Origin of the sequence: Streptomyces griseosporeus (assembly GCF_014656055.1) — a bacterium.
Taxonomy (GTDB): domain Bacteria; phylum Actinomycetota; class Actinomycetes; order Streptomycetales; family Streptomycetaceae; genus Streptomyces; species Streptomyces griseosporeus.
On the sequence record NZ_BNBR01000001.1, the window covers coordinates 345137 to 366358 of the forward strand.

The 21222-nt window shown below is 70.7% G+C and carries 26 protein-coding genes and 2 pseudogenes; 10 read left to right on the plus strand and 18 right to left on the minus strand.

Annotated elements, in window-relative coordinates:
- Positions 1 to 17: 17 nt before the first annotated feature.
- The 4 genes from IE308_RS01460 to IE308_RS01475 all read right to left on the minus strand — a co-directional run bounded on the left by IE308_RS01460 (position 18) and on the right by IE308_RS01475 (position 3135).
- Positions 18 to 1034 carry an NADPH:quinone oxidoreductase family protein gene (locus tag IE308_RS01460; protein ID WP_190216237.1) on the minus strand — a complete coding sequence of 339 codons (1017 nt, stop codon included), beginning with the start codon at positions 1032 to 1034 and terminating at the stop codon, positions 18 to 20.
- A gap of 35 nt (positions 1035 to 1069) precedes the next feature.
- On the minus strand, positions 1070 to 1456 hold the full coding sequence (locus tag IE308_RS01465; RefSeq protein WP_190216238.1) for a MerR family transcriptional regulator: 387 nt from the start codon (positions 1454 to 1456) through the stop codon (positions 1070 to 1072).
- 74 nt (positions 1457 to 1530) lie between these two features.
- Complete coding sequence (locus IE308_RS01470; protein ID WP_190216239.1) at positions 1531 to 2100, minus strand: dienelactone hydrolase family protein; 570 nt, start codon at positions 2098 to 2100, stop codon at positions 1531 to 1533.
- A 168-nt stretch (positions 2101 to 2268) separates the two neighbouring features.
- Entirely contained in the window at positions 2269 to 3135 is an 867-nt protein-coding gene (locus tag IE308_RS01475; RefSeq protein ID WP_190216240.1) for an AraC family transcriptional regulator, read from the minus strand.
- Positions 3136 to 3265: 130 nt separating this feature from the next.
- Between IE308_RS01475 and IE308_RS01480 the strand changes: the two genes are divergently transcribed.
- Positions 3266 to 4063, plus strand: coding sequence for a phytanoyl-CoA dioxygenase family protein (locus tag IE308_RS01480; protein WP_190216241.1), 798 nt, complete (start codon positions 3266 to 3268; stop codon positions 4061 to 4063).
- Positions 4064 to 4112: 49 nt separating this feature from the next.
- Here IE308_RS01480 and IE308_RS01485 read toward each other — a convergent pair whose 3' ends face one another.
- Both IE308_RS01485 and IE308_RS01490 read right to left on the minus strand, forming a co-directional pair.
- Entirely contained in the window at positions 4113 to 4526 is a 414-nt protein-coding gene (locus tag IE308_RS01485) for an Ntn hydrolase family protein (RefSeq protein ID WP_190216242.1), read from the minus strand.
- 208 nt (positions 4527 to 4734) lie between these two features.
- Positions 4735 to 6015: a L,D-transpeptidase gene (locus tag IE308_RS01490; protein WP_190216243.1), complete on the minus strand. Its 1281-nt coding sequence runs from the start codon at positions 6013 to 6015 to the stop codon at positions 4735 to 4737.
- A 182-nt stretch (positions 6016 to 6197) separates the two neighbouring features.
- Here IE308_RS01490 and IE308_RS01495 point away from each other — a divergent pair, with 182 nt between their 5' ends.
- The gene (locus IE308_RS01495; RefSeq protein ID WP_110635366.1) at positions 6198 to 6503 is read left to right on the plus strand and encodes a hypothetical protein; all 306 of its coding nucleotides are present in this window, start codon (positions 6198 to 6200) and stop codon (positions 6501 to 6503) included.
- A 128-nt stretch (positions 6504 to 6631) separates the two neighbouring features.
- Here the strand turns inward: IE308_RS01495 and IE308_RS01500 are convergent, their stop codons facing one another.
- Complete coding sequence (locus IE308_RS01500) at positions 6632 to 7105, minus strand: ubiquitin family protein (protein WP_229908650.1); 474 nt, start codon at positions 7103 to 7105, stop codon at positions 6632 to 6634.
- 83 nt (positions 7106 to 7188) lie between these two features.
- On the opposite strand from IE308_RS01500, the gene IE308_RS36705 reads away from it, so the two are divergent.
- Positions 7189 to 7590: a hypothetical protein gene (locus tag IE308_RS36705; protein ID WP_110635360.1), complete on the plus strand. Its 402-nt coding sequence runs from the start codon at positions 7189 to 7191 to the stop codon at positions 7588 to 7590.
- A 229-nt stretch (positions 7591 to 7819) separates the two neighbouring features.
- Positions 7820 to 8560, plus strand: coding sequence for a class I SAM-dependent methyltransferase (locus tag IE308_RS01505; protein WP_190216245.1), 741 nt, complete (start codon positions 7820 to 7822; stop codon positions 8558 to 8560).
- 68 nt (positions 8561 to 8628) lie between these two features.
- Here the strand turns inward: IE308_RS01505 and IE308_RS01510 are convergent, their stop codons facing one another.
- On the minus strand, positions 8629 to 9108 hold the full coding sequence (locus tag IE308_RS01510; protein WP_190216246.1) for an HIT family protein: 480 nt from the start codon (positions 9106 to 9108) through the stop codon (positions 8629 to 8631).
- A gap of 191 nt (positions 9109 to 9299) precedes the next feature.
- Here IE308_RS01510 and IE308_RS01515 point away from each other — a divergent pair, with 191 nt between their 5' ends.
- Entirely contained in the window at positions 9300 to 9476 is a 177-nt protein-coding gene (locus IE308_RS01515) for a hypothetical protein (RefSeq protein WP_190216247.1), read from the plus strand.
- Positions 9477 to 9527: 51 nt separating this feature from the next.
- On the opposite strand, the gene IE308_RS01520 is transcribed toward IE308_RS01515, so the two are convergent.
- Complete coding sequence (locus IE308_RS01520) at positions 9528 to 10253, minus strand: hypothetical protein (RefSeq protein ID WP_190216248.1); 726 nt, start codon at positions 10251 to 10253, stop codon at positions 9528 to 9530.
- Between the two features lie 305 nt (positions 10254 to 10558).
- Between IE308_RS01520 and IE308_RS01525 the strand changes: the two genes are divergently transcribed.
- The 3 genes from IE308_RS01525 to IE308_RS01535 all read left to right on the plus strand — a co-directional run bounded on the left by IE308_RS01525 (position 10559) and on the right by IE308_RS01535 (position 13264).
- Positions 10559 to 11767: a phospholipase D-like domain-containing protein gene (locus IE308_RS01525; RefSeq protein WP_190216249.1), complete on the plus strand. Its 1209-nt coding sequence runs from the start codon at positions 10559 to 10561 to the stop codon at positions 11765 to 11767.
- Between the two features lie 49 nt (positions 11768 to 11816).
- Positions 11817 to 12482 carry an MSMEG_1061 family FMN-dependent PPOX-type flavoprotein gene (locus IE308_RS01530; RefSeq protein ID WP_190216250.1) on the plus strand — a complete coding sequence of 222 codons (666 nt, stop codon included), beginning with the start codon at positions 11817 to 11819 and terminating at the stop codon, positions 12480 to 12482.
- Between the two features lie 218 nt (positions 12483 to 12700).
- Positions 12701 to 13264, plus strand: a complete 564-nt coding sequence (locus IE308_RS01535) for a dihydrofolate reductase family protein (protein ID WP_190216251.1) — start codon at positions 12701 to 12703, stop codon at positions 13262 to 13264.
- Here the strand turns inward: IE308_RS01535 and IE308_RS37155 are convergent.
- The 6 genes and pseudogenes from IE308_RS37155 to IE308_RS01560 form a co-directional block, all read right to left on the minus strand.
- The gene (locus tag IE308_RS37155; RefSeq protein ID WP_190216252.1) at positions 13261 to 13578 is read right to left on the minus strand and encodes a WhiB family transcriptional regulator; all 318 of its coding nucleotides are present in this window, start codon (positions 13576 to 13578) and stop codon (positions 13261 to 13263) included. The two genes, IE308_RS01535 and IE308_RS37155, sit on opposite strands and share 4 nt — an antisense overlap.
- Positions 13579 to 13727: 149 nt before the next feature.
- Positions 13728 to 14858: a serine hydrolase domain-containing protein gene (locus IE308_RS01545; RefSeq protein WP_229908651.1), complete on the minus strand. Its 1131-nt coding sequence runs from the start codon at positions 14856 to 14858 to the stop codon at positions 13728 to 13730.
- A 132-nt stretch (positions 14859 to 14990) separates the two neighbouring features.
- Positions 14991 to 15083 (minus strand): annotated as a pseudogene (locus IE308_RS36715) (DUF4440 domain-containing protein); the annotation flags it as partial.
- 170 nt (positions 15084 to 15253) lie between these two features.
- Positions 15254 to 15742: a universal stress protein gene (locus IE308_RS01550; RefSeq protein ID WP_110635337.1), complete on the minus strand. Its 489-nt coding sequence runs from the start codon at positions 15740 to 15742 to the stop codon at positions 15254 to 15256.
- A 148-nt stretch (positions 15743 to 15890) separates the two neighbouring features.
- Complete coding sequence (locus IE308_RS01555) at positions 15891 to 16793, minus strand: PaaX family transcriptional regulator C-terminal domain-containing protein (protein ID WP_190216253.1); 903 nt, start codon at positions 16791 to 16793, stop codon at positions 15891 to 15893.
- Complete coding sequence (locus IE308_RS01560) at positions 16790 to 17437, minus strand: GNAT family N-acetyltransferase (protein ID WP_190216254.1); 648 nt, start codon at positions 17435 to 17437, stop codon at positions 16790 to 16792. Before IE308_RS01560 ends, IE308_RS01555 begins: the two co-directional genes overlap by 4 nt.
- Before the next feature lie 112 nt (positions 17438 to 17549).
- Here IE308_RS01560 and IE308_RS01565 point away from each other — a divergent pair.
- Positions 17550 to 18461 (plus strand): annotated as a pseudogene (locus IE308_RS01565) (alpha/beta hydrolase family protein); the annotation flags it as partial.
- 156 nt (positions 18462 to 18617) lie between these two features.
- On the opposite strand, the gene IE308_RS36720 reads toward IE308_RS01565, so the two are convergent.
- From IE308_RS36720 to IE308_RS01575, 3 genes are all read right to left on the minus strand, one after another.
- Positions 18618 to 18995, minus strand: coding sequence for a fic family toxin-antitoxin system, toxin component (locus tag IE308_RS36720; RefSeq protein WP_110635330.1), 378 nt, complete (start codon positions 18993 to 18995; stop codon positions 18618 to 18620).
- 365 nt (positions 18996 to 19360) lie between these two features.
- The gene (gene dps / locus IE308_RS01570; RefSeq protein WP_190216255.1) at positions 19361 to 19924 is read right to left on the minus strand and encodes a DNA starvation/stationary phase protection protein Dps; all 564 of its coding nucleotides are present in this window, start codon (positions 19922 to 19924) and stop codon (positions 19361 to 19363) included.
- A gap of 268 nt (positions 19925 to 20192) precedes the next feature.
- A complete protein-coding gene (locus IE308_RS01575) occupies positions 20193 to 20486 on the minus strand; it encodes a hypothetical protein (protein WP_190216256.1) in 294 nt (97 codons plus the stop codon).
- 191 nt (positions 20487 to 20677) lie between these two features.
- On the opposite strand from IE308_RS01575, the gene IE308_RS01580 reads away from it, so the two are divergent.
- Positions 20678 to 21202 (plus strand): hypothetical protein, encoded by a 525-nt coding sequence (locus tag IE308_RS01580; RefSeq protein ID WP_190216257.1) that lies wholly within the window; start codon positions 20678 to 20680, stop codon positions 21200 to 21202.
- The last annotated feature ends 20 nt before the right edge of the window (positions 21203 to 21222 follow it).

Sequence of the window (21222 nt, forward strand, 5' to 3'; positions counted from 1 at the left end):
GGTGCGGCACCCGCGCCCTAACTCCAGGGATCCAGCGCGTGCTTGCCCCGGGTCCGGCCCGCTTCGAGTTGCCGCAGCACCTCCGGGCCCTCGGCCAGGGGATGCACGTGGGGGGTGCCGGGCGGGTAGACGCCCTGGGCGACGAGGGTGTCGATCTCGGTGAGCAACGACCGGTAGAGGGCCGGTGCCGCAGCCGCCAGCGCGCCGATGTGCAGGCCTTTGACCTGGATCGGATGGGTGAAGACGAGATCGTGCGTGGTCAGCGTGGCATCGCCGGAAGCGGCGCCGAACACGACGATGCGTCCGGTGAAGGGTGTGGTGACCGACAGGCTCGCCTTGAACGTGGCCTGTCCCACTGATTCCAGGACGAGGTCGACACCGCCTGTCAGGCGTGTGATCTCCTCCGCCAGATCGGGGCGCCGGCTGTCCAGGACGTCGTCGACGCCGAGGGCCTTGACGGTGTCGTGCTTCGCCGGTGACGCCGTGGCGATCACGCGTGCACCGTAGTGGCGGGCGAGGCGGACAGCGGCCTGCCCCACGCCTCCGGCCGCGGCATGGACGAGGACCACCTCACCCGCCTTGATCTCCCCCAACGGCTTCAGTGCCGCCAAGGCGGTGGCCCAGTTCAGCACCAGGCCGAGCGCTTGGGCGTCGCTCCAGCCGGAGGGCACGGGAAGCACACCCGGGGCGGGCATCGTCATGTACTGCGCGAACGCGCCGGGGCCTGTCCCGACCACGTGGGTACCGAGCGGGAGCGGGCTCTCGATGTCCGGGTCTACGGCCACGATCTCGCCGGCGGCCTCGAAGCCCGCCACGTAGGGTGCCTGCGGGCCTCCGCCGTAGGTTCCGTGTGTCTGCATGACGTCGGCGAAGTTGACACCGGCGGCGCCCACGCGGATCAGGTACTCGCCGGGCCCCGGGGCGGGTCGGCGCTGATCGGTCGTCAGGACCAGGTCCCCGGGTCCCCGGTGCGAGCGCTGGACCAGTGCCCGTACCGTCTGCTCATGGCTGTGCCGCTGCTCGTTGATCTCCATGCAGCGAACGTAGGAACCTGACACTTGTGTGAAGGTCAAGTGGCGGCACTTGGCGGTCGGAGAGCCGTACGGCGGGCCTCTCGGAGGTAGGCGTCGAGCGCCGCCTGCTGATCGCTCAGTGCCGCGATGCGAGCGGCCAGGCGATCGCGGTAGTTCCGCACCTCATGCAGGACCTCCTCGCGCACCGCTTGGGCGCCGGCGTCGGTTCCGTCGGTGAGACCCGGCAGGACCTCCCTGATCAACCGCACGGGCAGGCCGGACTCCAGCAGCGAACGGATGAGGAGCACCCGATCGATCGTGGACTGGCAGTAGTCGCGGAACCCGTTGCTGAAACGGCCGGGGACGATGAGGCCTTCCTCCTCGTAGTGCCGCAACGATCGCGCACTCACGCCGCTGACTTTGGAAGCTTCGCCGATCCTCATACCACCGGCCAACGCCCACGAGCGCCGCACTCTTCCGGGAGGTGCGTTCCTGGGTGAGCGCGGCTGGGATCGGATCACACCGACGAAAGGAAGGTGTGCACACGTTCCCTCAGCAGTGCGGACGCCTCCGCGTCAAAGGCGTCCAGCGAGGCGTCCGTGAACAGGTGCTGGTCGCCGGGGTAGACGAACAGCTCCGCGGCCGATGCCGACTTGACCAGCTCGCGTGCCGCCGGCAGGTCCTCGTCGAAGAACTCGTCGCCCTCCTTGCCGTGGATCTGCACCGGCACACCGTCGGGCCAGGAGTCCCCGAACTCCGTGACGGGGATGCAGGAGTGCATCAGGATCGCCCCACGTGCGCCGGGTCGCGTCTGCGCGAGCTTCTGGGCGACCGTCACTCCGAACGAGAAGCCGGCGTACACCAGGTCCGGGCGGAGGCCCTCGGCCGCCGCCGCACCACGCTCCCTGAGGGTGCCGAACCCTGCTTCCCGGGCGAACCCCATGCCCTCCTCCAGGCTCGCGAAGGTACGGCCCTCGAACAGATCCGGCGTGTGGACGGTGTGGCCGGCCTCTCGGAGGTCGTCGGCGAACGCCCGCACCCCGTCGGTCAAGCCCTGAACGTGGTGGAAGAGCAGAACCTCAGCCATGTCCCAAGTGTCCTTCGCCTGTTGATGACCGTTCTCGACCGTTTCGAGAGCGCACCCGGACGCTAGCCCCTCATCCGGCTGCTGACAACGAGCGATCAGTCCCGAACGCCGGGCGGCCGGCCGGGATGCCGGGCTACACCGGGCTACCGGACTGCCGGACTACCGACGTCAATGGGTCTCCCGTTCCACCGGTAGCCACAGCTCGGCGTCCGCCTCGCTGCCGTCCGCCGACATCCGAGTGCGCAGGAGTTCCGGTCCGGGGCGGCTCCGGTACGGGTTCGAGGGGAACCACTCGGTGAACACGTCCCGCCACAGCGTCTGGATCGCCTCCGGCACCGGCCCCGAGGCGGTGAAGACCGCCCATGTCCCGGCCGGCACGGGCAGCGTGGCCATGCCCTCCGGCGCGCACGCCGAGGTGACGACGCCGTAGTAGTAGTCGAGGGAGGTGCCCTCCGCGCGGCCGGGGTCGAGGTCGTCGCAGACCGAGAGGATGCCGTGCGGCTCCTGGTCGGACAGCCGCTCCAGCGGTTCCTTCGCCCGGGTGCCGGTGCCGCGGACGAAGTCGATGATCGCCTGGTTCGGCCCCGAGTGCACGAGGGGGACCCGGGCCTTGGCGCCGACGACGTTGAAGTCGGGCTTGTCGACCACCCGGTAGCGCATGCTGCTGCTTCCGTCGACGACGAGACGGAAGGTCATCCGGGGCTGGGAGCTGAGCGTCGCGCCGGTGCGCCGTGCCTCGCCGGGGCCGACGCCGTGCACCGCGCGGAACGCCCGCGCGAAGGCCTCGCCCGAGCCGTATCCGTACCGGACCGCGATCTCCAGCAGGGTCCGTTCACCGGCCAGTACCTCCGCGCCCGCGACGGTCAGCCGCCGGCGCCTGATGTACTCCGACAACGGCATCCCGGCGAGCGCCGAGAACATCCTCCGCAGGTGGTACTCCGAGGTGGCCGCGATGCGCGCCAGCTCGCCCACGTCGATGGAGTCGTCGAGCCGCCGCTCGATGTGCTCCATTGCCTGATTGAGCCGCTCCAGCACCACACGCCTCCGCCCGTGTCCAGGGTCCCGGCCGTCGATTCAATCAGGCGCCGGCCTGACCGCCGTACCCGAGAAAAGCGGTGCGGGAAGTGTCGGGTGGCCGGGGCGGGTGGCGTCGCACGATTCGGGCATGGACGACACGATCTTGGTATCCCGGTTTCTCCGTGACGGCTTCGTCAAGCTGGCGGGCGCCGTCGCGCCCCGCGTGGCCGCGAGCTGCGCGCGACTGCTGTGGCGGGAGACGGGTTGCGACCCGGACGACCCGCGGACGTGGACGCGGCCCGTGCACTGGGTCGGCGGGATGGCGCAGGGGCCGTTCGCCGCCGCGCCCAACTCCCCTGAACTGCACCGGGCTTACGATCTCCTCGTGGGCGCCGGGCGCTGGGAGCCGCGCTACTCGCTCGGGACCTTCCCGCTGCGCTTCCCGCACGAGGAGGAACCCGACGACGCGGGCTGGCACATCGAGGGCAGCTATACGGTGGAGGGCGAGACCTGGCCCTTCACCAATCTGCGCTCCCGTGGCCGGGCCCTGCTGATGCTCTTCCTCTTCAGCGAGGTCGGGGAAGAGGACGCCCCGACGCGGATCCGGGTCGGATCCCACCTCGATGTGCCCAAGGTGCTGGAGCCGTACGGGGAGGCGGGCGCGAGCGGCCTGGCCATCGCGCCGGACCTCGAAGCGGCATCCGCGCACCGGCCGGTCGCCCTCGCCACCGGTTCTCCGGGTGACGTGTTCCTGTGCCATCCGTTCCTCGTCCACGCGGCACAGCCACATCACGGGGTACGGCCGCGCTTCATGGCCCAGCCGCCGCTGCTGCCGACCGCGCCGTACGAGCTGGAGCGGGCGGACGGGTCGTACTCACCCGTGGAGATCGCGATCCGCCGCGGTCTGGGACACGCCACGCCCGGTCCGGACGGTCACGGGGCCTGACCCGCTGCGAAGACCGGCGAGAAGCGAGCCCGGTTCCGCTGTCGGCAGGTCACAAGGCCCCGGCTCGCCTCAGCTCGGCGAGGTGGTCGTCCAGTGCGATGACCTCGTCGCGGGTGAGGGACCGGGGTGTCCACTGCCGGGCGGCCCCGTGGACGAGGAAGTCCTCGGGCAGCCCGGTCCCGTAGTGCTCCACGTAGTCGGCCGCGTCCAGCCGCCAGAAGAAGCGGCCATCGCTCATGAGGGCGGTGCCTCCGGGGCGGGAGAACCTGTTTCCCAGGACGTCTTCCGAGAAGCCCACCAGCGCGATGATCGGCGTACCGGCACGGAGATAGCCCGCGATCTTCTTCCGGTCGCCCTCAGCGATCGCGCCCACGTGCCGCCGGAGTGCGTCCGCGTCGCGGGCGAAGGCGGACTGGCTCGCGATCCTGCCGAATATCCCGAGGGGAGCCACGTCGTTCGCCATGCGAGCCGATCCAGACGGTAGGCGCTTCACCGCGTCGGGGAAACGCTGCTCCCCACCGCGGACGTGAGCGGCATCGGTGCTTGTCCGGCCGCATCCTACGGTGGCCGGCGGCCGCCACCGCGGGCAGGGCCGGCGAAGGCCGCAGCCCGCTGGGGGCGGACCGTCAGGTGTCAGCCGGTCGCGCCGTTGGGGGACGGATCGTCAGGCGTCAGCCGGTCGCGCCGCCCGCGGTCCATTCGCTCCACGGCATGTTCCAGTCGCTGAGGCCGTTGTCCGGCGCCAGCGCCGTCTTGTCCTGGGAGTTCTTGACGATCACGACGTCACCGGTCATCGAGTGGTCGAAGAACCACGCGGCGGGCTGCCGGCTCTCTCCGCCGCCCCTGACGTCCTTCAGGCCCACGCACCCGTGGCTGGTGTTGACCTTGCCGAAGACCGAGTCGGCGCCCCAGTAGTTGCCGTGGATGAACGTGCCCGAGTCGGTCAGGCGCATGGCGTGCGGGACGGCCTGGATGTCGTACGAGGGCTTGCCGTCCTTCTCGGTGAGGCCGACGCTCGCTCCGTTCATGCGGATGTGCCCGTACTTCTCGGAGACGACCATCTGACCGTTGTACGTCGGGTGTTCGGCGCTGCCGGACGAGATCGGTATGGTCCTGATCTTCTTGCCGTCGCGGACGACGGTCATCTTCTTCGTCTTGGCGTCGACGGTGCTGACCTGGCTCCGGCCGATGGTGAAGGTGGCCGTTCGCTGCACGCCGTCCACGTTCAGGCTGACGGTGACGGTGGAGCCGGCCTTCCAGTAGGTCTCCGGGCGGAAGTCCAGGCGTCGGTCGTTCAACCAGTGGCCGACGACCTGCTGCCCGCTGCTGGAGCTGACATGGATCTTCGACTCCACGGCGGCCTTGTCGGTGATCGCCGAGCCGAAGTCGAACCTGACGGGCATGCCCACGCCGACGGTCGAGCCGTCCAGCGGAGACAGGTGCCCGATGAGGTCGTTGACCGGGGAGACCGTGGTGATCGTGGCGTTCTCGGCGGCGGGGCGGCCGTGCGCGTCCTCGGCCTCCGCGGCGATCTGGTACCTGGTGGCGCGGTCCAGCGGGCCGTCCGGCGTCCAGGACGTTCGGTCCGCGGACAGGGTTCCCGCGATCTCGGCGCCCGTCGCGACCGCCGTCATGGTGACCCGGGTAAGCCGTCCGTCACTGACGGTGACCTTGACGGATCCGTTCGTCTCGACCCGATGGACGCCGTCGCCGGGCTTGATCCGTATTCGGGCTTCGGAAGGGGCCTCGCCGGTCGGCCGAGCCGACGGGGTGGGCGTTCCCCAGGACGAGGTCCTGTCGCGGTTGCCGCCGGTGTCGGCGTGGCTGGTACCGGCGAGGGCCGTTACCGTGAGTACGCCGCCGAGTACGCCGGCCGCGGCCGCCTGCCTGGTACGTCGTCTACGCGCCGTGATCAAACGCTTCTCCTTGCCCTCTGGCCGTGGTCGCGGCATCCGTGGAACCTGGCTGCCTGAAAGACTTCGACCATCTTTTGTATCACTTATGGGCATACGTAAGTTCTAAATGTCCTGATTGTGGCGAAGCCCACCCGTCCCGGAACAAGCACGCGCCCGCGGCTGACGGGATAGGGTCCGGTGATCGACTTCACGGCACGGGCGAACGGGTGGAGGTCTCCGTGGCGGCGTCGCTGACGTGCAGGAAGGTCCTCTCGGTGGACGCGGGATCGGTGTACGCCTGGGAAACCGCCGAAGGAGTTTCCGGCCACCTCCTGATCGACGCGGAGGAAGCGGTGGCCCGCCCGTGCACGCCTGAGGGGAGGCCTTTGGGCGGCATGTTCCTCGACCGGAGGATCGGAAACCTGCGGAACCCTGACCCGGACCCGGCGCGGCGCCGCGCTTTCTTGATCGCGGCCTCGGTGATCTTCCAGGAAAGGGAGCGCCAGGGGCTGCTGCCCGACACGGTGACCCGCATGTACTGGTAGCCGCCGTCGCCGCGCTCGCCGGTTCGCGGCATCCCGTCCCTACGGGGGCGGGACTCAGGGAAGGCGGGCGTCTTTCGGTATGCGAGGGGGTCGGCCGGCGCGGGGCGAGTGGTGGTGCCCCTCGGCCGTCATGCGATCGGGTCCACATTCCACGTCCGCGGCAGATCGCTGTCGCAGAAGACGCAGACGAAGTAGTCCTCGCGCACGATGTTGAGCTCCCGGCAGCCAGGGCAGCGCCGGAACACCACTTCATGGGTGAAGCCGGCCGGCCGTCCGAGCCCCGCGTCGTCGAGCGCGCGGGCGACTGCCGGCCAGGACGTGACGTCCGGGCAGTACCCGGTGGACTGGTTGCTGACATCGCTCACGACCCACCGGCCCGCCTCACGTACGAACCGGATCTCGCCAGCACTCAGCACCCTGGCTCCGCCGGCACAGGCCACGTGCTCGCTTCGCCGCGGCGCCAGCCGAAGGACACCGTCCGTGCCGACCACGAAGGTGAACGGCTCGGCCAGTTCCGCCGCCGATCTCGCGGCGACCCAGTCACCGAACTCGGCCGCCGAGCCGATCCGGCAACCACGACTGCCAGGCCGTACCGCGACCATGAGCTCAGCCGGTCCGACATACCGGTAACTCCGCCCCCGCGCACTCACGTGAGCCAACCACACGCGGCCGCTCTGTCGGAACCGTGCACCACGCCGCCGCGTCTGTCACGGGCATGGGCGAGAGAACCGCGGAACGGGCCACGGGTATGAACCCTAAGACTGAAGGCGGCGCCGGATGCCTACTCGCCGGCCTCGGTGCGACAGCCGCGCCGCTTGTCTGGGCACCGCGCGCCGCGGTCAATATCGACGGAGGATTCGAGGGCCATGCCCGCGATCTGAGCGTACTGTTCATCGATCTGCCGCTCATCGTGCTCGGCGGCGCACTGGTTCCGCTCTTCACTTGGGCGTTGGCCACCAGATGGGTACACCGCCCCTGGGTCGCGGCACTCGTAGCCTTGGCCACGCTCGCGCTCGCGGTGTGGGGGCTCACCGAGTGGTGGACCCCCCGCCGGCAGCCAGACCCCGGTTACGGACCTGGGATCTGACCACGGCGTCCGCACATCGCAGCGCGACAAGCAGCCCCAGCATCACAACATCCCCGCGCCGTCGATTGCAGGGCAAATGTTGCCTGACGCGGCACTAGAGCACTGCCGATACACGGGCACGGGGCGCACCCTGCGGATCACGGGCTGGGCCGGGGCCCGATCACGGCGGGGGGCGGCCAGGCCCTAATCGGGTTGACCGTCCCCGCCAGGCACTGCTGGAGTTCGGCGCATGGACAGCATCCCCTCCAACCGGCGGTTCTGGAACCGGATCAGCAGCGCCTACCAGCACGAGCACGACCCGCAGATCGGCGCCGCACCCCGGCTGTGGGGCATGTACTCCATCCCGGACGCGCAGCTGGATGCCCTGGGCGACGTCACCGGCAAGCGCGTCCTCGAACTCGGCTGCGGTGCCGGCCAGTGGTCCAGGACGCTCGCCGCCGAGGGCGCCGTCGTGGTCGGGCTCGACCTGTCCGAAGCCCAACTCGCCGCGGCGGCGGGAGCGATGGGGCCGGCCCGCTACCCGCTGGTGCAGGGCGCGGCCGAGCAACTCCCTTTCGCCGACGGCAGTTTCGACCTGGTGTTCTGCGACTTCGGCGGGCTCAGCTGGGCGCCCCCGCACCTGGCCGTCCCGCAGGCCGCACGCGTGCTGCGCCCAGGCGGACGCCTGGTGTTCAACGTCGCCAGCCCGTGGTTCGAAGCCTGCTACGACGAAGCCGCCGGCCGGGTGACCACGACGCTGCAGAAGGACTACTTCGGGCTGCACACCATCGCCGAAGACGAGGGCGCGACCAGCTATCAGCTCACCTACGGCGACTGGGTCAGGGTCCTGCGCGGCGCGGGTCTCGTCATCGACGACCTCATCGAGCCCCGGCCCGACCGCGGAACGCCCAACGGCTACAACGAAACCGACCCACCCGACTGGGCACACCGCTGGCCGGCGGAACTGCTCTGGGTGACCCACAAACCGTAAGGAGCCAGGCCCTCCCGCGAGGTCGGGCTGTTCCGCCGCAGTCGTCGGGCCTCTTCCCTCGCCCGCGGTCACACCACCGAGCGCAGGCGGTCCAGTTCCTCCCCGATCGCTCGGCGGAGCGGGTCGTGCTGCGGCCCGAGTGCGTACTGCTTGTCGGTCCACTTGTCGTGGGGATAGAGCCACACCGGCATGCGCACCAAGTCGGCGGGCTCCCAATCGAACCGGGGCCATACGTGCGCATGCAGGAACCCGTCTGAGTTGCCCAGGATCTCCAGATTGACCCGGCGGAAAGCCGCGTCGGTGCGACGGCATGCTTCCTCGACCGCTTCTCCGAGGTGGTCCATGTCGGCCAGGTAGGCCAGCCGCTTCTCCCTGGGCAGGTCCGACAGTCTTTCCACCTTGGGATCGTCCACCAGGAGCACCGAGTAACCCGGAAGGAACTGCACATCGCCGATCGCGGCGAACCCCGCGCTCAAGCGCCGCAGAACTGTGGGGTTCTCGCCTCGAAGGGCACTCCCGATCCGATCCGTCCGCCAGTCAGCAGTCATGCGGTCAGAGGGTAGCTGGCGGCATCGCCCCCGGTCACAGGGGGGTCAGTGGGTCTCACCGCCGACCGTCGGGCGTCGACCCGCCGACCGGGGCAGCGCTCGCCGCTGCCCCGGTGTGAGGTGGCCGAAGGGGGGAATTGGGAGTGCAGCGCAGTGACACAGAGGCTTCGCCCGATGAGGAGATCCCGAGCATGCTGGCCATCGTTTCCGCCGCCTTGTTCTTCATAGCCTTTCTGATCAACGCAGCGGATATCTCGACCAACGACACCTTCACCTCGACCAATGTCATGCTCCTCGGACTGACCGTTCTGGCCCTTCACCTCGCAGGGATCGGAAGTGGCTGGACCGTCCGCGGTCGCAGGCGCTGACACATTTCAGGAATCCGCGGAGCAGGCAGGTCGCGTCCGGGTCGCTCGCCGTCAGGGAGCGGACGGGCGCGGCTTGGTGCCGTCGATCACCTGGCCGGCGGGCGGGGGTGTGGCGCTGACCGGCTTCTCGTAGTCGGAGAAAAGAACCGTCCCGGGATTCTGGCCCCCGGACTGGACGAGCTTGAGAATGTAGGGCTTTCCTTCGGTGGCGACGAACATGGTGATGGTTTCGCCGCCCTTCTTCTTCTGCAGGGCCATCGCCTTCCGGCCGTTGACCGTGGTCACTTCACCCTTGGTCATGCCCTTGCGCTCGGACTTGTCACTGTCCATGTCGGCGAGGAAACCCTGTTTGTCGCACAGCCCCGTGGTGTGCGCGTCACCGACCGGCACCTTGACCCACCGGCCGCTCAGCGCCTGCGCCTGCTTCTCCTGACTGCCCGAGTTCTGCGAGGCGCCGGCCCAGAAGCCCTTGTCGCCCTTGACATAGGTGGCCTGGCCGGCGTGGATGACCTCGGCGGATCCCTGATCCGCCGTCATCCTGCCCTTGCAGTTCTTCTGGGTGTCGACGTGGAAGTCGACCGTGAGGGGCTGTCCGTTCACGGAGACCTCGCCGGCCATGCGCAAGGACGTGGCGTCCCTGGTGGCGGTCACCGCCTTCGCTGCCACCTGGTCCGCGCTCTGCCCCTGGAACGGCCGGTCCGACGAATCCTGTTCCGAACACCCCGCGATACCGACGGCAACGCCGGCGCAGACCAGGGATGCGGTTAACGCGCGCATAGCTGTCATGGAAATACCTCCCGGAACGTTCCGCACTCATCGGCAGGCGGCCCTCTCTCCGCCTCTCGGCGGCGGCCGTGGTTGTCAGGGTTGCCCGGCCTTTTGGGAATAATCGCTTCCTCTTTCTTGGATGCCGTCGGCTGTGCCGGCTCTGAGCCGGATCCAGCGGATCACGACATGCACCGGCAACCGCCGGGCATGCTGGTCTTCGGGCGTCGCCACCCCCCATCGGTCAACCCCCACCGGTCAACCCCATCGGCCGGCCCCCATCGATCCGTACAGCATCATGGAAAGCGAGATACGACGTGATCCTCGACGGCACACCGGCCGCCTCCGCGCGCGAGAGAACGGCTGACGCGGCGGCGCGCAAACAGCGGCTGCGCCGTCGCCTGGAGCGGCTGATAGGGGTGGCCGCGACCGAAGGGAACGAGCTCGTCCCGCTGCGGAACGGCGACGAGATCTTCCCGGCGATGCTCAGCGCCATCCGTTCCGCGCAGTACACGATCGACATGATGACGTTCGTGTACTGGCGTGGGCAGATCGCCCGGGACTTCGCCTTCGCACTCGCCGACCGCGCCCGAGCCGGCGTACGCGTCCGGTTGCTCCTGGACGGTTTCGGCGCCAAGGAGATCGAACGGCAACTGCTCGACCTCATGGACGAGGCAGGTGTGGAAGTGGCCTGGTTCCGCAAGCCGGTCTGGCTGTCGCCGTTCAAGCAGAACCACCGCTGCCATCGCAAGGCGCTCATCGTCGACGAGCAGACCGCGTTCACCGGCGGTGTCGGGATCGCGGAGGAATGGTGCGGCGACGCCCGCAACCCCGGGGAATGGCGTGACACTCACGTCCAGGTGCGGGGACCCGCCGTGGACGGCATCGCGGCCGCCTTCGCGCAGAACTGGGCGGAGTGCCACGACGAACTCTTCGACGACCGCGACCGCTTCACGGAACACCCGCAGGCCGGCTCGTCGATCGTGCAGGTGGTGCGCGGCTCCGCCAGCATCGGCTGGCAGGACATGCAGACCCTCATCCGCGTCATGCTCACCTCCGCCGAGGAACGCTTCCGCCTGGCCACCGCCTACTTCGCACCCGACACCTATTTCATCGACCTGCTGTGCCGGACAGCCCGGCGAGGGGTACGCGTGGAGATCCTGCTCCCCGGCCCCCACACCGACCAACGCGCCTGCCAGCTCGCCGGCCAGCACCACTACACGCGCCTGCTGGAGGCGGGGGTGCGCATCAGCCAGTACGAGCCGACCATGATGCACGCCAAGATCATCACCGTGGACTCGGTGGCCTCGCTGATCGGATCCACCAACTTCAACCGCCGGTCCATGGATCACGACGAAGAGGTCATGCTCGCCGTCCTGGACGAGACGTTCACCGCCGCGCTGGACCGCGACTACGACGCGGACCTGCGGCGCAGCGTGGAGATCGATCTCGCCCGATGGCGACGGCGGACAGCGTTCCAGCGGGCCAAGGAAGCCGCCGTCACGCCGATCCGGCGCTTCCTCTGATCGCGCGCTCACCCACGCGAGAACAGACGCGTCTTCTAGGGTCATCCATATGATGATCGACACTGGAGCCGGCGACCGGCTCTTCGAGTCCCTCCGCGCGGACGCCCTCACCGGCCTTGACCAACTGCGCGAGCTCTACCCGCAGCCGAACGCGAACGCGTTCCGCAAGGAGATCGATCACCTGACCGAGGAGACGCGGGCGCTCGTCGGCTGTTCCTCGCTGGTGTTCATCGGCAGTGCGGACGCCGAGGGCCGGGCGGACGTGACGCCGCGTGGCGGCCCGCCCGGCTTCGTCTCGGTGCTGGACGAGCGCACCTTGGCGATCCCCGACGCGACCGGCAACAAGCGGCTCGACACCCTGCAGAACGTGTTGCAGACCGGACGCGTCGGCCTGCTCTTCCTCATTCCCGGCCGTCCGACCACACTGCGCGTCAACGGCCGCGCCTGCGTCTCGGCACGCCCGGAGCTTCTCGCGCAGCTCACCCCGGTCGGCAAACCGCCGGTCACGGCGCTGGTGGTGCATGTCGAGCAGGCCTATCCGCACTGTCCGAAGTCGCTGATGCGGGGCAACGCCTGGCAACCAGAGCAGTGGGTGCCCGCTGACGCCCAGCCGACCAGCGCGGAGGTGACACTGGCTCAGCTGAACCTGCCGGACCTGACCGTCGAGCAGATCGAGGAGGCCGAGCGAGAGTCGCTGCGCCTGCGTTACGAGTGACTGCGACTCGGAGTTACGCCGCCCTCGCGGTGGCCTAGCTGGCCGACCTGGAGCCCGTCTGGGGTCGACAGCAGTGCAGGTGCCCGGCAGACGTCCCAGTCAGGCGACACTATGGGGTGACTGCGAGGGTATGGGTGACCCTCCGCTGCCCGGGGCGGCGATGAGTTCCGTGGCGTTCCGGGGTCTTACTCAGGACCCGTTTCCGAGGAGGGCTTCTGATGCGTAGCGTGACCTATTCGATGAGCATGTCACTCGACGGCTACATCGTCGGACCGGACGGCGGTTTCAACTGGACCGCGCCCGACCCGGACGTCTTCCGCTTCTGGATCGACGAGATCCGGCAGGTCGGCGTCCACCTGATGGGCCGCAGGCTGTACGAGACGATGCTCTACTGGGAGAGCGCCGAAGAGGAGGCCTCGTTCGACGAGGCCGAACGCGAGTGGGCGGCGCTCTGGCGGCCGCTGCCCAAGGTCGTGTTCTCCGGCACGCTGTCGTCGGTGCAGGGGCAGGCCCGCCTGGCCTCGGGCAGCGTGTTGCAGGAGATCGAACGGTTGCGTGCCGAGCCGGGAGAGGGCGAAATCGCGATCGGCGGCGCGACCCTCGCCGCCGAGGCTGCCGACTCAGGGCTGATCGACGAGTACCGCATCATGGTCTACCCGGTGCTGGTCGGGGGCGGCATCCCGTTCTTTCCCCGGCATGAGCGCCATGTCGATCTCGAACTCGTCGAGACCCGCACCTTCAACTCGAAGATCGTCCACCTCCGTTATCGCGTGGTGCGCTAGGGGGTGTCCAGTTCCGCCCTGCGCACCGCGCGGCGCTGGGCGGCTGTGGTGGCGCCCCAGATGCCCGCGTCCTCGCCGTGCTCGACGGCCCAGTTCCGGCAGTCCAGCAGCACGGGGCAGCGGCGGCATACGGCGAGCGCGGTCCGGGCCTCGGCGCCGGGCGAGAGCGAGTCGGAGAGTGGGAAGAAGATCTCGGGATCCTCGCCGAGGCATGCGGCTTCGTCCCGCCAGTCGTGTGCGGCCGCACGCCCGGTGGCATGCCCTGGCCCGCGCCCGGTCGTGGGCCCTGTCGTGTGCCGGTGATGGTCGGCCATCAGACACCCCTGCCGTTCCTGTGGGCTTTCGCGCCCACGCCGACGTCGTGGCGCACATCGGCGCCACGCACCCGGCAGAGGTACGGGCAGCCTACCGGCCGGTACGGGCATTCGTCACCTTATGCGACGAATTGGATGCCGGGCCCGGCCTAGACACACACCCGCCAGAACTCACGCATCAGCGGGTTCGGCGTCGGGCCGCTCATGGCCACCTGGGTCATCAGGATCGTGACCGTGTTCGTCGCCGGGATCACGTGGGCCGTCGTCCCGGTGCCGCCGACCCAGCCGTAGCGGCCGGGGACGTTCCAGGGGTCGATCGGGTCCACGTCGACCTGGCCGCCGTATCCCCAGCCCTGGCCCTCCAGGAAGAGCGTCGCGTTCTCGCGTTGCGCCGCGGTGAGGTGGTTGCTGGTCATGCGGCTCACCGAGGTCGGGGACAGCACGTCACCGCCCCCGGACAGCAGCATGCGGGCGAAGGCCAGCCAGTCGTCGGCGGTCGAGACCAGTCCGCCTCCGCCCGAGGCGAAGCGCGGAACGGCGCTGAAGTCTCCGTCCGGGCTGTCCGTGAGCCGCAGTTCGCCGGTCTCCGAAGGGGCGTAGGCCCAGGTGAAGCGGTCGCGCTTCGCCGCCGGGACCTCGAACGCGGTGTCCCTCATCCCCAGCGGCTCGAAGATCCGCTCCGCCAGGAACTCCGGCAGGGTCAGACCGGTCACCCGGGCGGCGAGCAGCCCCTGCAGGGCGGACGCCGTGCCGTACAGCCACGCCTCGCCGGGCTGGTGGAGCATCGGCACCTCGGCGAGCCGGGCCAGCCATGCGTCCGGTTCGGGCCAGCTCCGGAAGGGGCGGCTGTGATCCTGCACCTGCCACAGCGCCTTCGCGGCCGGCAGGGAGAAGTCCGACGGCAGGCCCCAGCCGGGGCGGGAGGCGAGCAGGTCCTCCACCGTGACCAGACGGGCCGCCGGGACCGTGTCGTCGACGGGGCTCGACGGTGTGCGGACCACACGCGGCTTCGCCAGTTCCGGCAGCCATTCGGCGATCGGGGCGTCCAGCGCGACGCGGCCCTCCTCGACCAGCGTCAGCAGCCCCGCCGCCATGATCGGCTTGGTGATCGAAGCGATCCTGAAGACGGACTCCCGGGTCAGCGGGACGCTGCCGTCGGCGTCGGCCGATCCCACGGCGACCGCCTCGACGTCGTCGCCGCGGGCGACCAGGGCGACGGCGCCGGGGGCGGTTCCGTCGTCTACGCGCCGCCGCAGTGTCTCGTACAGCATGCTGCTCATCCGTCGGCCTTCCGATGGGCGGGGAAGCTACACCGGGTACGACCGTGTCCGGCACCGAAAGTCATCGGGCGGCACTGCACGAGGGCGTCCGCGGCACTCCGGTCGCACCGGGCCGCAACGCACACACGGGGCTCACGCCACCGCCGTGCCGAAGGGGTTGTCGATCACATGCCGCCACAGGCCGTCCGTTCCGCGCCGCCGCGCCACGTCGGTGGCGGTTCCCCGGGTCTCCCGCCCGCACCCGGTGCTCCCTCACCCCGGCCGGACGCGCGCTGCGCCCGCTGCTGATCGAGCTGTACCGCACGGGCGAGCGGCTGGCCGGTCTGTCCGGACGGACAGCGCACCGCGCTCCGGCTGACCGCCCGCCCGCCGCTCCGGCGGGACGCCGTGACGGGTCAGGGACGCGGCGGCGGGGGCGGCATGGTGGACAGGTCAGGTGACGGCTCCGGCCAGACCAGCAGCACCGGGCAGGGTGCGTGATCGACGACGAAACGGCTGGCGGGGCCGAGGCTGCGCGGGCCGAGATGCGAGCGGTCGCCGTCGCGGGCCAGGATCAGCAGGTCGCAGCCCTCGGCCTCCGCGACGACCTCCCGCTCGACCCGCCCGCCGCGCTCGCGACGGGTACACGGGCGTCCCAGGCGGTCGGCCGCGGACCGGAGCAGCTCCTGCGCGGACGTAGCGGCGAAGTGCTCGATGCGGGTGCCGGGGTCGCGCTCGGGATGGCCCCGGCCGAGCAGCCCGGCGAACGCGCCATGGGCCACTCCGGACACCTCGGCCGGGGTGACGTGCAGCAGGACGACATCGGCGTCGGCCGGGGCATGGGCGCGGGCGGCGTCCACGCAGGCGGGCCAGGTGCCCTCGACGATCCAGACGACCACGGACATGGGCCACCCTCCTCCGATGACGGCCGACGAGCCCCCACAGTGCCAGTAAGTGAGGTACCCAGGCACGCGCGTGCGGCGCACACGCGAGCCGGGTGAGCTCTTCCAGCGATACGCGCTACGTCCTACGTCGCGCGATACGCGCTATGTCCTACGTCGTCTGTCCGGCGTCGTCCGCGGGGCGCAGCGCGTCGGCGTACAGCGTGAACAACCGCAGCGGGGACGGCTCGCCGGGGAGGGGGGCGTCGCGGAGGTGTTCCCAGCAGGCGGCCGCCAGGCGGCGGGCACGGCTTCCGGGCCAGGGCTGGGGCAGCAGTTCCGGGGGCAGCAGGGGGTCGGGGGTCATCGCCTCGGTGAAACGGGCGGCGATCCGCACGGCCATGCTGAGGCGTTCGGCGGCTTCTGGCTGCGGCTCGTCGGCGAGCCGGGCCAGGCAGGCCTCCGCCGTGGCGGCGAGGCGTTCGTGTCCGGCGGCGATGTCGGTCAGGGGCCACAGTGCGGCGGCCAGCTCACGGGGGTCCGTGGTGGTGCCGATCCGCAGACTGGTGGTGGTCAGGAAGGTGAGGCTGTCCAGGACGCCCAGGTGGTCCGCCCGCGCTTCGACGAGGTCGGTGACGCGGTTGGCGGTGACGTACAGACCGCTCTGGACGGGTGCCGCGCCCAGGTGGAGCAGCGTTTCGCGCAGGGCGTCCCGCGCGGTGCGCCGCGATTCGGGGACGGCGAAGGCGTACAGGTGCCAGGTGCCGTCCCAGGGGGCGAGCCCGGCGTCCTGCCGGTAGGCGTGGCGCACGTAGGCGGCGTCGGGCGCCAGGGAGCCGGTGGTGTCGGCGACGGCGCGCAGGGTGGCTTTGCGGCCGCGGCCCTCTTGGACGTAGCGCCCCTCGGCGACCAGCCGTCTGACGCACAGTCGGACCTGCTGGTCGCTCATGCCGAGCAGGCCGGCGACGGTGTAGAGCCGACCGGCGTCGACGGTGCCGTCCTCGCGGACCAGGGCATGCACGACGAGTCGGGTGGGGATGTCGGGGCCGGGCTGGGCGGTGGTGGCGTCTTTCATTCGTCAGCGTCCTTCCGCGGGTGCGTGCGGTCCGTCTCGCGAACGGGGCGGTGCATGGTGGTGACCGCGCCGAAGCCCAGCAGGCCGCGCAGGTATGGCGTCCGCTCGGTGTGGTGGGCGGTGAAGCCGTGCCGTTCGTACAGGGCCCTCGCACGCGGGTTGACGTCGATGACGTCGAGCCGTACGCGGTGGCAGCCGTGCTCGGCGGCGACGGCCGCGACCTCCCGCAGGAGGAGGCTGCCGATGCCGGTGCCGCGCTGGGCCGCGTCGACGGCGATGCCGTCCATCACGAGTTCGCCTTCGGCCGGGCTGCGTTCGAACAGGGCGAGGACCGCCAGTCTGGGCACGCCGCGGAGAAGACCGTAGGCCGACAGGACGTCCCCGGCGGTGCCGCCGGTCAGTCCGCGACCGCCGAGACGGTAACCGGCCACTCCGACGACCCGGCCGTCGCGCAGTGCGGTGACGCCCCGGTCGTGGTGCAGATGGGAGGCGAGGAACGCGCGCCCTGTCTCGGGCGGGCCGAGCGCCGGAGCGAGCTTGCGGCCGAACGCCTCCCAGTACAGCGCCGCCACGTCGTCCTCGCTGCCCACCGGTACGCCCCTGCGCAGGCGCACCGGCCCTCCCCCGCCGTGTGCCGTCGTCATCGCCCAACCGCTCCTGTCCACGCCGTCGTACCACCGTTTCGATCGAGTGTAGTACGTTCGGATCGAGAACGACCGTTTCGATTTTGATAGATAACTGGGAGGGGCGGATCGGATGGTGCGGTCGCAGGGTGCGTCAAGGCGGCGCAGGTGGCGCCGGCTCGTGTGGGTGGTGGTGTCCGTGCTGCTGGCCGGTGCCGGGCTCGGTGGCCTGGTGGTGTGGCAGAACAGCTACGCGCTGCGCGAGGAGCAGGTGTCGTTACGGCACGACGGCGCGGTGCTCAAGGGCGTGCTGGCCCGGCCCGAGCGGGGCGACGGGCCCTTCGGGCTGGTGGTGTTCGTGCACGGCGACGGGCCGGTCGACGCGACGCACGACACGTTCTACCGGCCGCTGTGGGAGTCGTTCGCCCGGGCCGGATACGCCTCGCTGTCGTTCAGCAAGCGGGGCGTGGGGGGTTCACAGGGCGACTGGCTGGAGCAGAGCATGGCCGACCGGGCGCAGGAGACCCTGGCCGCCATCGCCTGGGCCCGGCAGCGGCCGGACATCGACGGGCGGCGCATCGGGCTGTGGGGGGCGAGTCAGGCCGGGTGGGTCCTGCCCAAGGTGGCCGCGGCGGACCGGCGGCTGCAGTTCGTCATCGCCGTCTCCCCCGCCGTCAACTGGCTGCGGCAGGGCCGGTACAACCTCCTCGCCGAGCTACGGCGGGACCACGCGTCCGAGCGGGAGACGCGCGCGGCGCTGCGCAGGCGGGAGGTCACGCTGCGCCTGCTGGAGCGGGGCGCGTCCTTCGACGAGTACCGGGCCGAGGTCGGCGACGCGGACGGTATGACGCCGCAGCGGTGGCGGTTCATCGCCCGGAACCACCGCGCGGACGCGACGGCCGATCTGCGGGCCATGCGGGGCACGCCGGTCCTGCTGGTGCTGGCCGGCCATGACGTCAACGTGGACGTCGCCGAGACGGAGGCCGTCTACCGCGATGTCCTGCCGCGTGCGTCGCTGCGGGTGGCGCACTATCCCGGCGCCACCCACTCGCTTGTCGAGCACGGCCTGGAACGTTCACGGTGGCGTCTGACGCTGACGGCGGTCTTCGCGCCCCGGAAGGTGTACATCGCCGGGTTCCTGGCGGACCAGGCCCGGTATGTGCGGCAGGTGAACAACGGGTCCGGCACGCCCGCCCGGCCGTCAGCTCGCGGTGGGCCAGGTCCGGAGCAGGGCCGCGATCCTCGCCGCGGTGCAGTTCGGGTCCAGGAGGAGGTCCTTGAGGGCGACGGCGTGCTCGCGGGTCGGCTTGACGGTGACTCCGGCGGCCTCCAGGTACATCACACCGGTGGCCGCGGCGACGGCCATGTTGGAGCGTTCCAGCCAGCGGCACCGGCCCAGTGTGTGGACCAGCGCCGCGGCCTTGGCCCAGGGGCCGTCGTAGACGGGCTGCTCCAGCAGTTCGGCCCGGTGGCGGGCGACGGCCGAGACGGGTACGCCGTAGTCGTCCGGGGCGGGGTCGTTCGCGCCGGCCGCCTCGGCGACCTGGAGGATCCAGGGAACGTCGATGTTCAGGTCCATCAGGCCGCGTGCGCTCCCCCGCGGGCGCGCTGCCCTTCCTCCGCCTCGTCGAAGACGGCCTGGTGCTCGGCCAGGAAGCGGGTCACCGCCTGCACGGCCCGCGCGCGCAGGCCGCTCGCGTCGTCCTCGACCAGCCGCGCCAGGTACTCCCCGACGCTCAGGCCCAGGTCGGAGGCCCGCTTCTTCGCGAGTTCCGCGACTTCGAGGTCCACGCGCGCGCCCAGCTGTGTCTTCGCCATACCGGGATGGTAACAGCTGTTACCAAGCGGCGGGTGGTCGCCTGCACTCCCGAAGGGTCGGGAAGCGGTGCCGGATGCCGGCCATCGGCGTCCGGCAGCCGCTGTCCCCTCGCCGGTCACCGGCCTTCAGTCCAGTTCGCCGCCGCGCGACGCGGCCTGCTCCTCCGTGTGCGTGCCTTCGGTCGCCAGGGCGCCACCGGCGGTCTCCAGATGCGCGCGCACGAACCACTGGAACTGCTCCAGGTCGCGCAGCTGCTCGATGAGCAGGTCCTCGGTGGCGGGGTCGACGTCACCGGCTTCCTTGATCGCCGTACGGAGGTCCTCGATGACGCCCGTGTAGACGAGGTCGAGGGCTCCGAGGTGCGCGAGCGCGTCGGCGCGGCCGACGGAGTAGTCGTCCCAGGAGCGCTCCGAGACGAGGGCGCCGGGGGTTCCCTGGGCGACGCCGCCGAGTGCGGCGATGCGCTCGGCCACGTCGTCGGCCATGTCGCGCACCCGGTCGACCTGCGGGTCGATCATCTCGTGGACCGCGATGAAGTGGGGGCCGACGACGTTCCAGTGGACGTGCTTGAGGGTGAGGTGGAGGTCGTTCAGGGCGTGCAGGCGCAAGCGGAGGAGACCGATGAGCCGTCCGGCAGCCTCCCGGTCGATCCCCGGAACGGTGTACTTGGGCGTCAGATCGTTGGCCACGCCATGCTCCTTCGTCGTGCGGTGGATGTGCGGGACCGGGCACCGCGGCCGCGGGCCGGCCCGTGATCTTCTTGCTTCGTTGTCCCTCTTCCCCCTTGTTCGCGATTGATGGCTTCTTCGGATGCGGCAAACACCTCACACGATCCGAGGTGGGCCCTGGGCTTCGCGCCGGTCACAGCCCGTGCGCGGCCGATCCGGAGATCACCCCCACGGGCGAACGCCGCTGGGACGCGGGAAGGAGAAGGGGGCAGTGCTTTGCGCCTGCGCATCACGCGCTGGCGTGGCGCCGCCAACCCGTCCTGCGTGGGGCGGCATGGTGCACGGGCTCCGCCGGAGCGGCCGTCTGCCCGCGCCGCAGCCAGAGACATGTCGTGGACAGCAGTGCGGTGAAGAGCACGAGGAACATCACCGACACCCACATCTGCCGGCTGCCGGGAGCCTCCCGCCCCGCCCACACGGCCACCGCCGCCCATGCGCCGGCAGCCGCGGCGTAGAAGACGCGGATACGGCGCAACTGTCGTACGGCCCGTACGGATTCAGCGTGATCCAGTCCTGATGCCATGCCCGCCCGTGTACCCAGCAGATGCCTCCGCAGCCTCCGCATGCCCGCCGAATCCGCGGTCAGTGGTCGACGGGGCATCCCCGGCCTCGTGCCCCCACGACGCCGTCAGCTTTTTCCTGCCCGTCCCTCCTTGAGGTGACGGGACACGTGGTGCCCGCCGCGTGGGGCGGCAAGTGCAGCACAGTGGGCCGGTGGCACCTCGCTCGCTGTCCTTCCGGCTGTCCCTCCCGCTGCTGCTCCTGGCGTTGAGCGTCCCGGGCTGTACGACCGTGACCACCGCCTCCCCACCGGCCGACGACCGCCCCCAGGCCGTACGCGGCCCGCTCGTGCCCGAGCAGCCGACGCCCCCCTTGCCTGCCGGTCAGCCCGTGACGCCTCCTTCCGCGCGCACGGCGCTGGTGCGCACCGAGCCGGACGGGACCCGGCGCCCCGCACAGCGCCACGAGCGGCGAGCCCAGGCACCGGCCGATCGGACGACGTCCCCGGGGAAGCGGCCCGAGCGGCACTCCCCGCGAGTGCGGCCCGCGCCGCAGCAGCAGGGGACGCCGCGCACCCGCCCCCGCCCACCCGTGCGGCCTTCCACCGGGCAGAAGCCCCCGGTCCGCCCGCGGCCCGAGACGCGGCCGGGTCGCGAAGAGATGCGTGAGCTGTGCCGCCGGGCGGACGGCGTGGCGTCCTCCGGCGTCGTGTCCCTGTGCCGCGAGACCTGGGGATAGCGGCCCCCGACGCGACGCCC

Bases quoted from the DNA above. Each gene is read 5' to 3' on its own strand.
- IE308_RS01460 (WP_190216237.1), bottom strand. From the start codon at position 1,034: ATGGAGATCAACGAGCAGCGGCACAGCCATGAGCAGACGGTACGGGCA.
- IE308_RS01465 (WP_190216238.1), bottom strand. From the start codon at position 1,456: ATGAGGATCGGCGAAGCTTCCAAAGTCAGCGGCGTGAGTGCGCGATCG.
- IE308_RS01470 (WP_190216239.1), bottom strand. From the start codon at position 2,100: ATGGCTGAGGTTCTGCTCTTCCACCACGTTCAGGGCTTGACCGACGGG.
- IE308_RS01480 (WP_190216241.1), top strand. From the start codon at position 3,266: ATGGACGACACGATCTTGGTATCCCGGTTTCTCCGTGACGGCTTCGTC.
- IE308_RS01485 (WP_190216242.1), bottom strand. From the start codon at position 4,526: ATGGCGAACGACGTGGCTCCCCTCGGGATATTCGGCAGGATCGCGAGC.
- IE308_RS01490 (WP_190216243.1), bottom strand. From the start codon at position 6,015: ATGCCGCGACCACGGCCAGAGGGCAAGGAGAAGCGTTTGATCACGGCG.
- IE308_RS01500 (WP_229908650.1), bottom strand. From the start codon at position 7,105: ATGGTCGCGGTACGGCCTGGCAGTCGTGGTTGCCGGATCGGCTCGGCG.
- IE308_RS01505 (WP_190216245.1), top strand. From the start codon at position 7,820: ATGGACAGCATCCCCTCCAACCGGCGGTTCTGGAACCGGATCAGCAGC.
- IE308_RS01510 (WP_190216246.1), bottom strand. From the start codon at position 9,108: ATGACTGCTGACTGGCGGACGGATCGGATCGGGAGTGCCCTTCGAGGC.
- IE308_RS01515 (WP_190216247.1), top strand. From the start codon at position 9,300: ATGCTGGCCATCGTTTCCGCCGCCTTGTTCTTCATAGCCTTTCTGATC.
- IE308_RS01520 (WP_190216248.1), bottom strand. From the start codon at position 10,253: ATGCGCGCGTTAACCGCATCCCTGGTCTGCGCCGGCGTTGCCGTCGGT.
- IE308_RS01530 (WP_190216250.1), top strand. From the start codon at position 11,817: ATGATGATCGACACTGGAGCCGGCGACCGGCTCTTCGAGTCCCTCCGC.
- IE308_RS01535 (WP_190216251.1), top strand. From the start codon at position 12,701: ATGCGTAGCGTGACCTATTCGATGAGCATGTCACTCGACGGCTACATC.
- IE308_RS37155 (WP_190216252.1), bottom strand. From the start codon at position 13,578: ATGGCCGACCATCACCGGCACACGACAGGGCCCACGACCGGGCGCGGG.
- IE308_RS01545 (WP_229908651.1), bottom strand. From the start codon at position 14,858: ATGAGCAGCATGCTGTACGAGACACTGCGGCGGCGCGTAGACGACGGA.
- IE308_RS01550 (WP_110635337.1), bottom strand. From the start codon at position 15,742: ATGTCCGTGGTCGTCTGGATCGTCGAGGGCACCTGGCCCGCCTGCGTG.
- IE308_RS01555 (WP_190216253.1), bottom strand. From the start codon at position 16,793: ATGAAAGACGCCACCACCGCCCAGCCCGGCCCCGACATCCCCACCCGA.
- IE308_RS01560 (WP_190216254.1), bottom strand. From the start codon at position 17,437: ATGACGACGGCACACGGCGGGGGAGGGCCGGTGCGCCTGCGCAGGGGC.
- IE308_RS36720 (WP_110635330.1), bottom strand. From the start codon at position 18,995: ATGGACCTGAACATCGACGTTCCCTGGATCCTCCAGGTCGCCGAGGCG.
- IE308_RS01575 (WP_190216256.1), bottom strand. From the start codon at position 20,486: ATGGCATCAGGACTGGATCACGCTGAATCCGTACGGGCCGTACGACAG.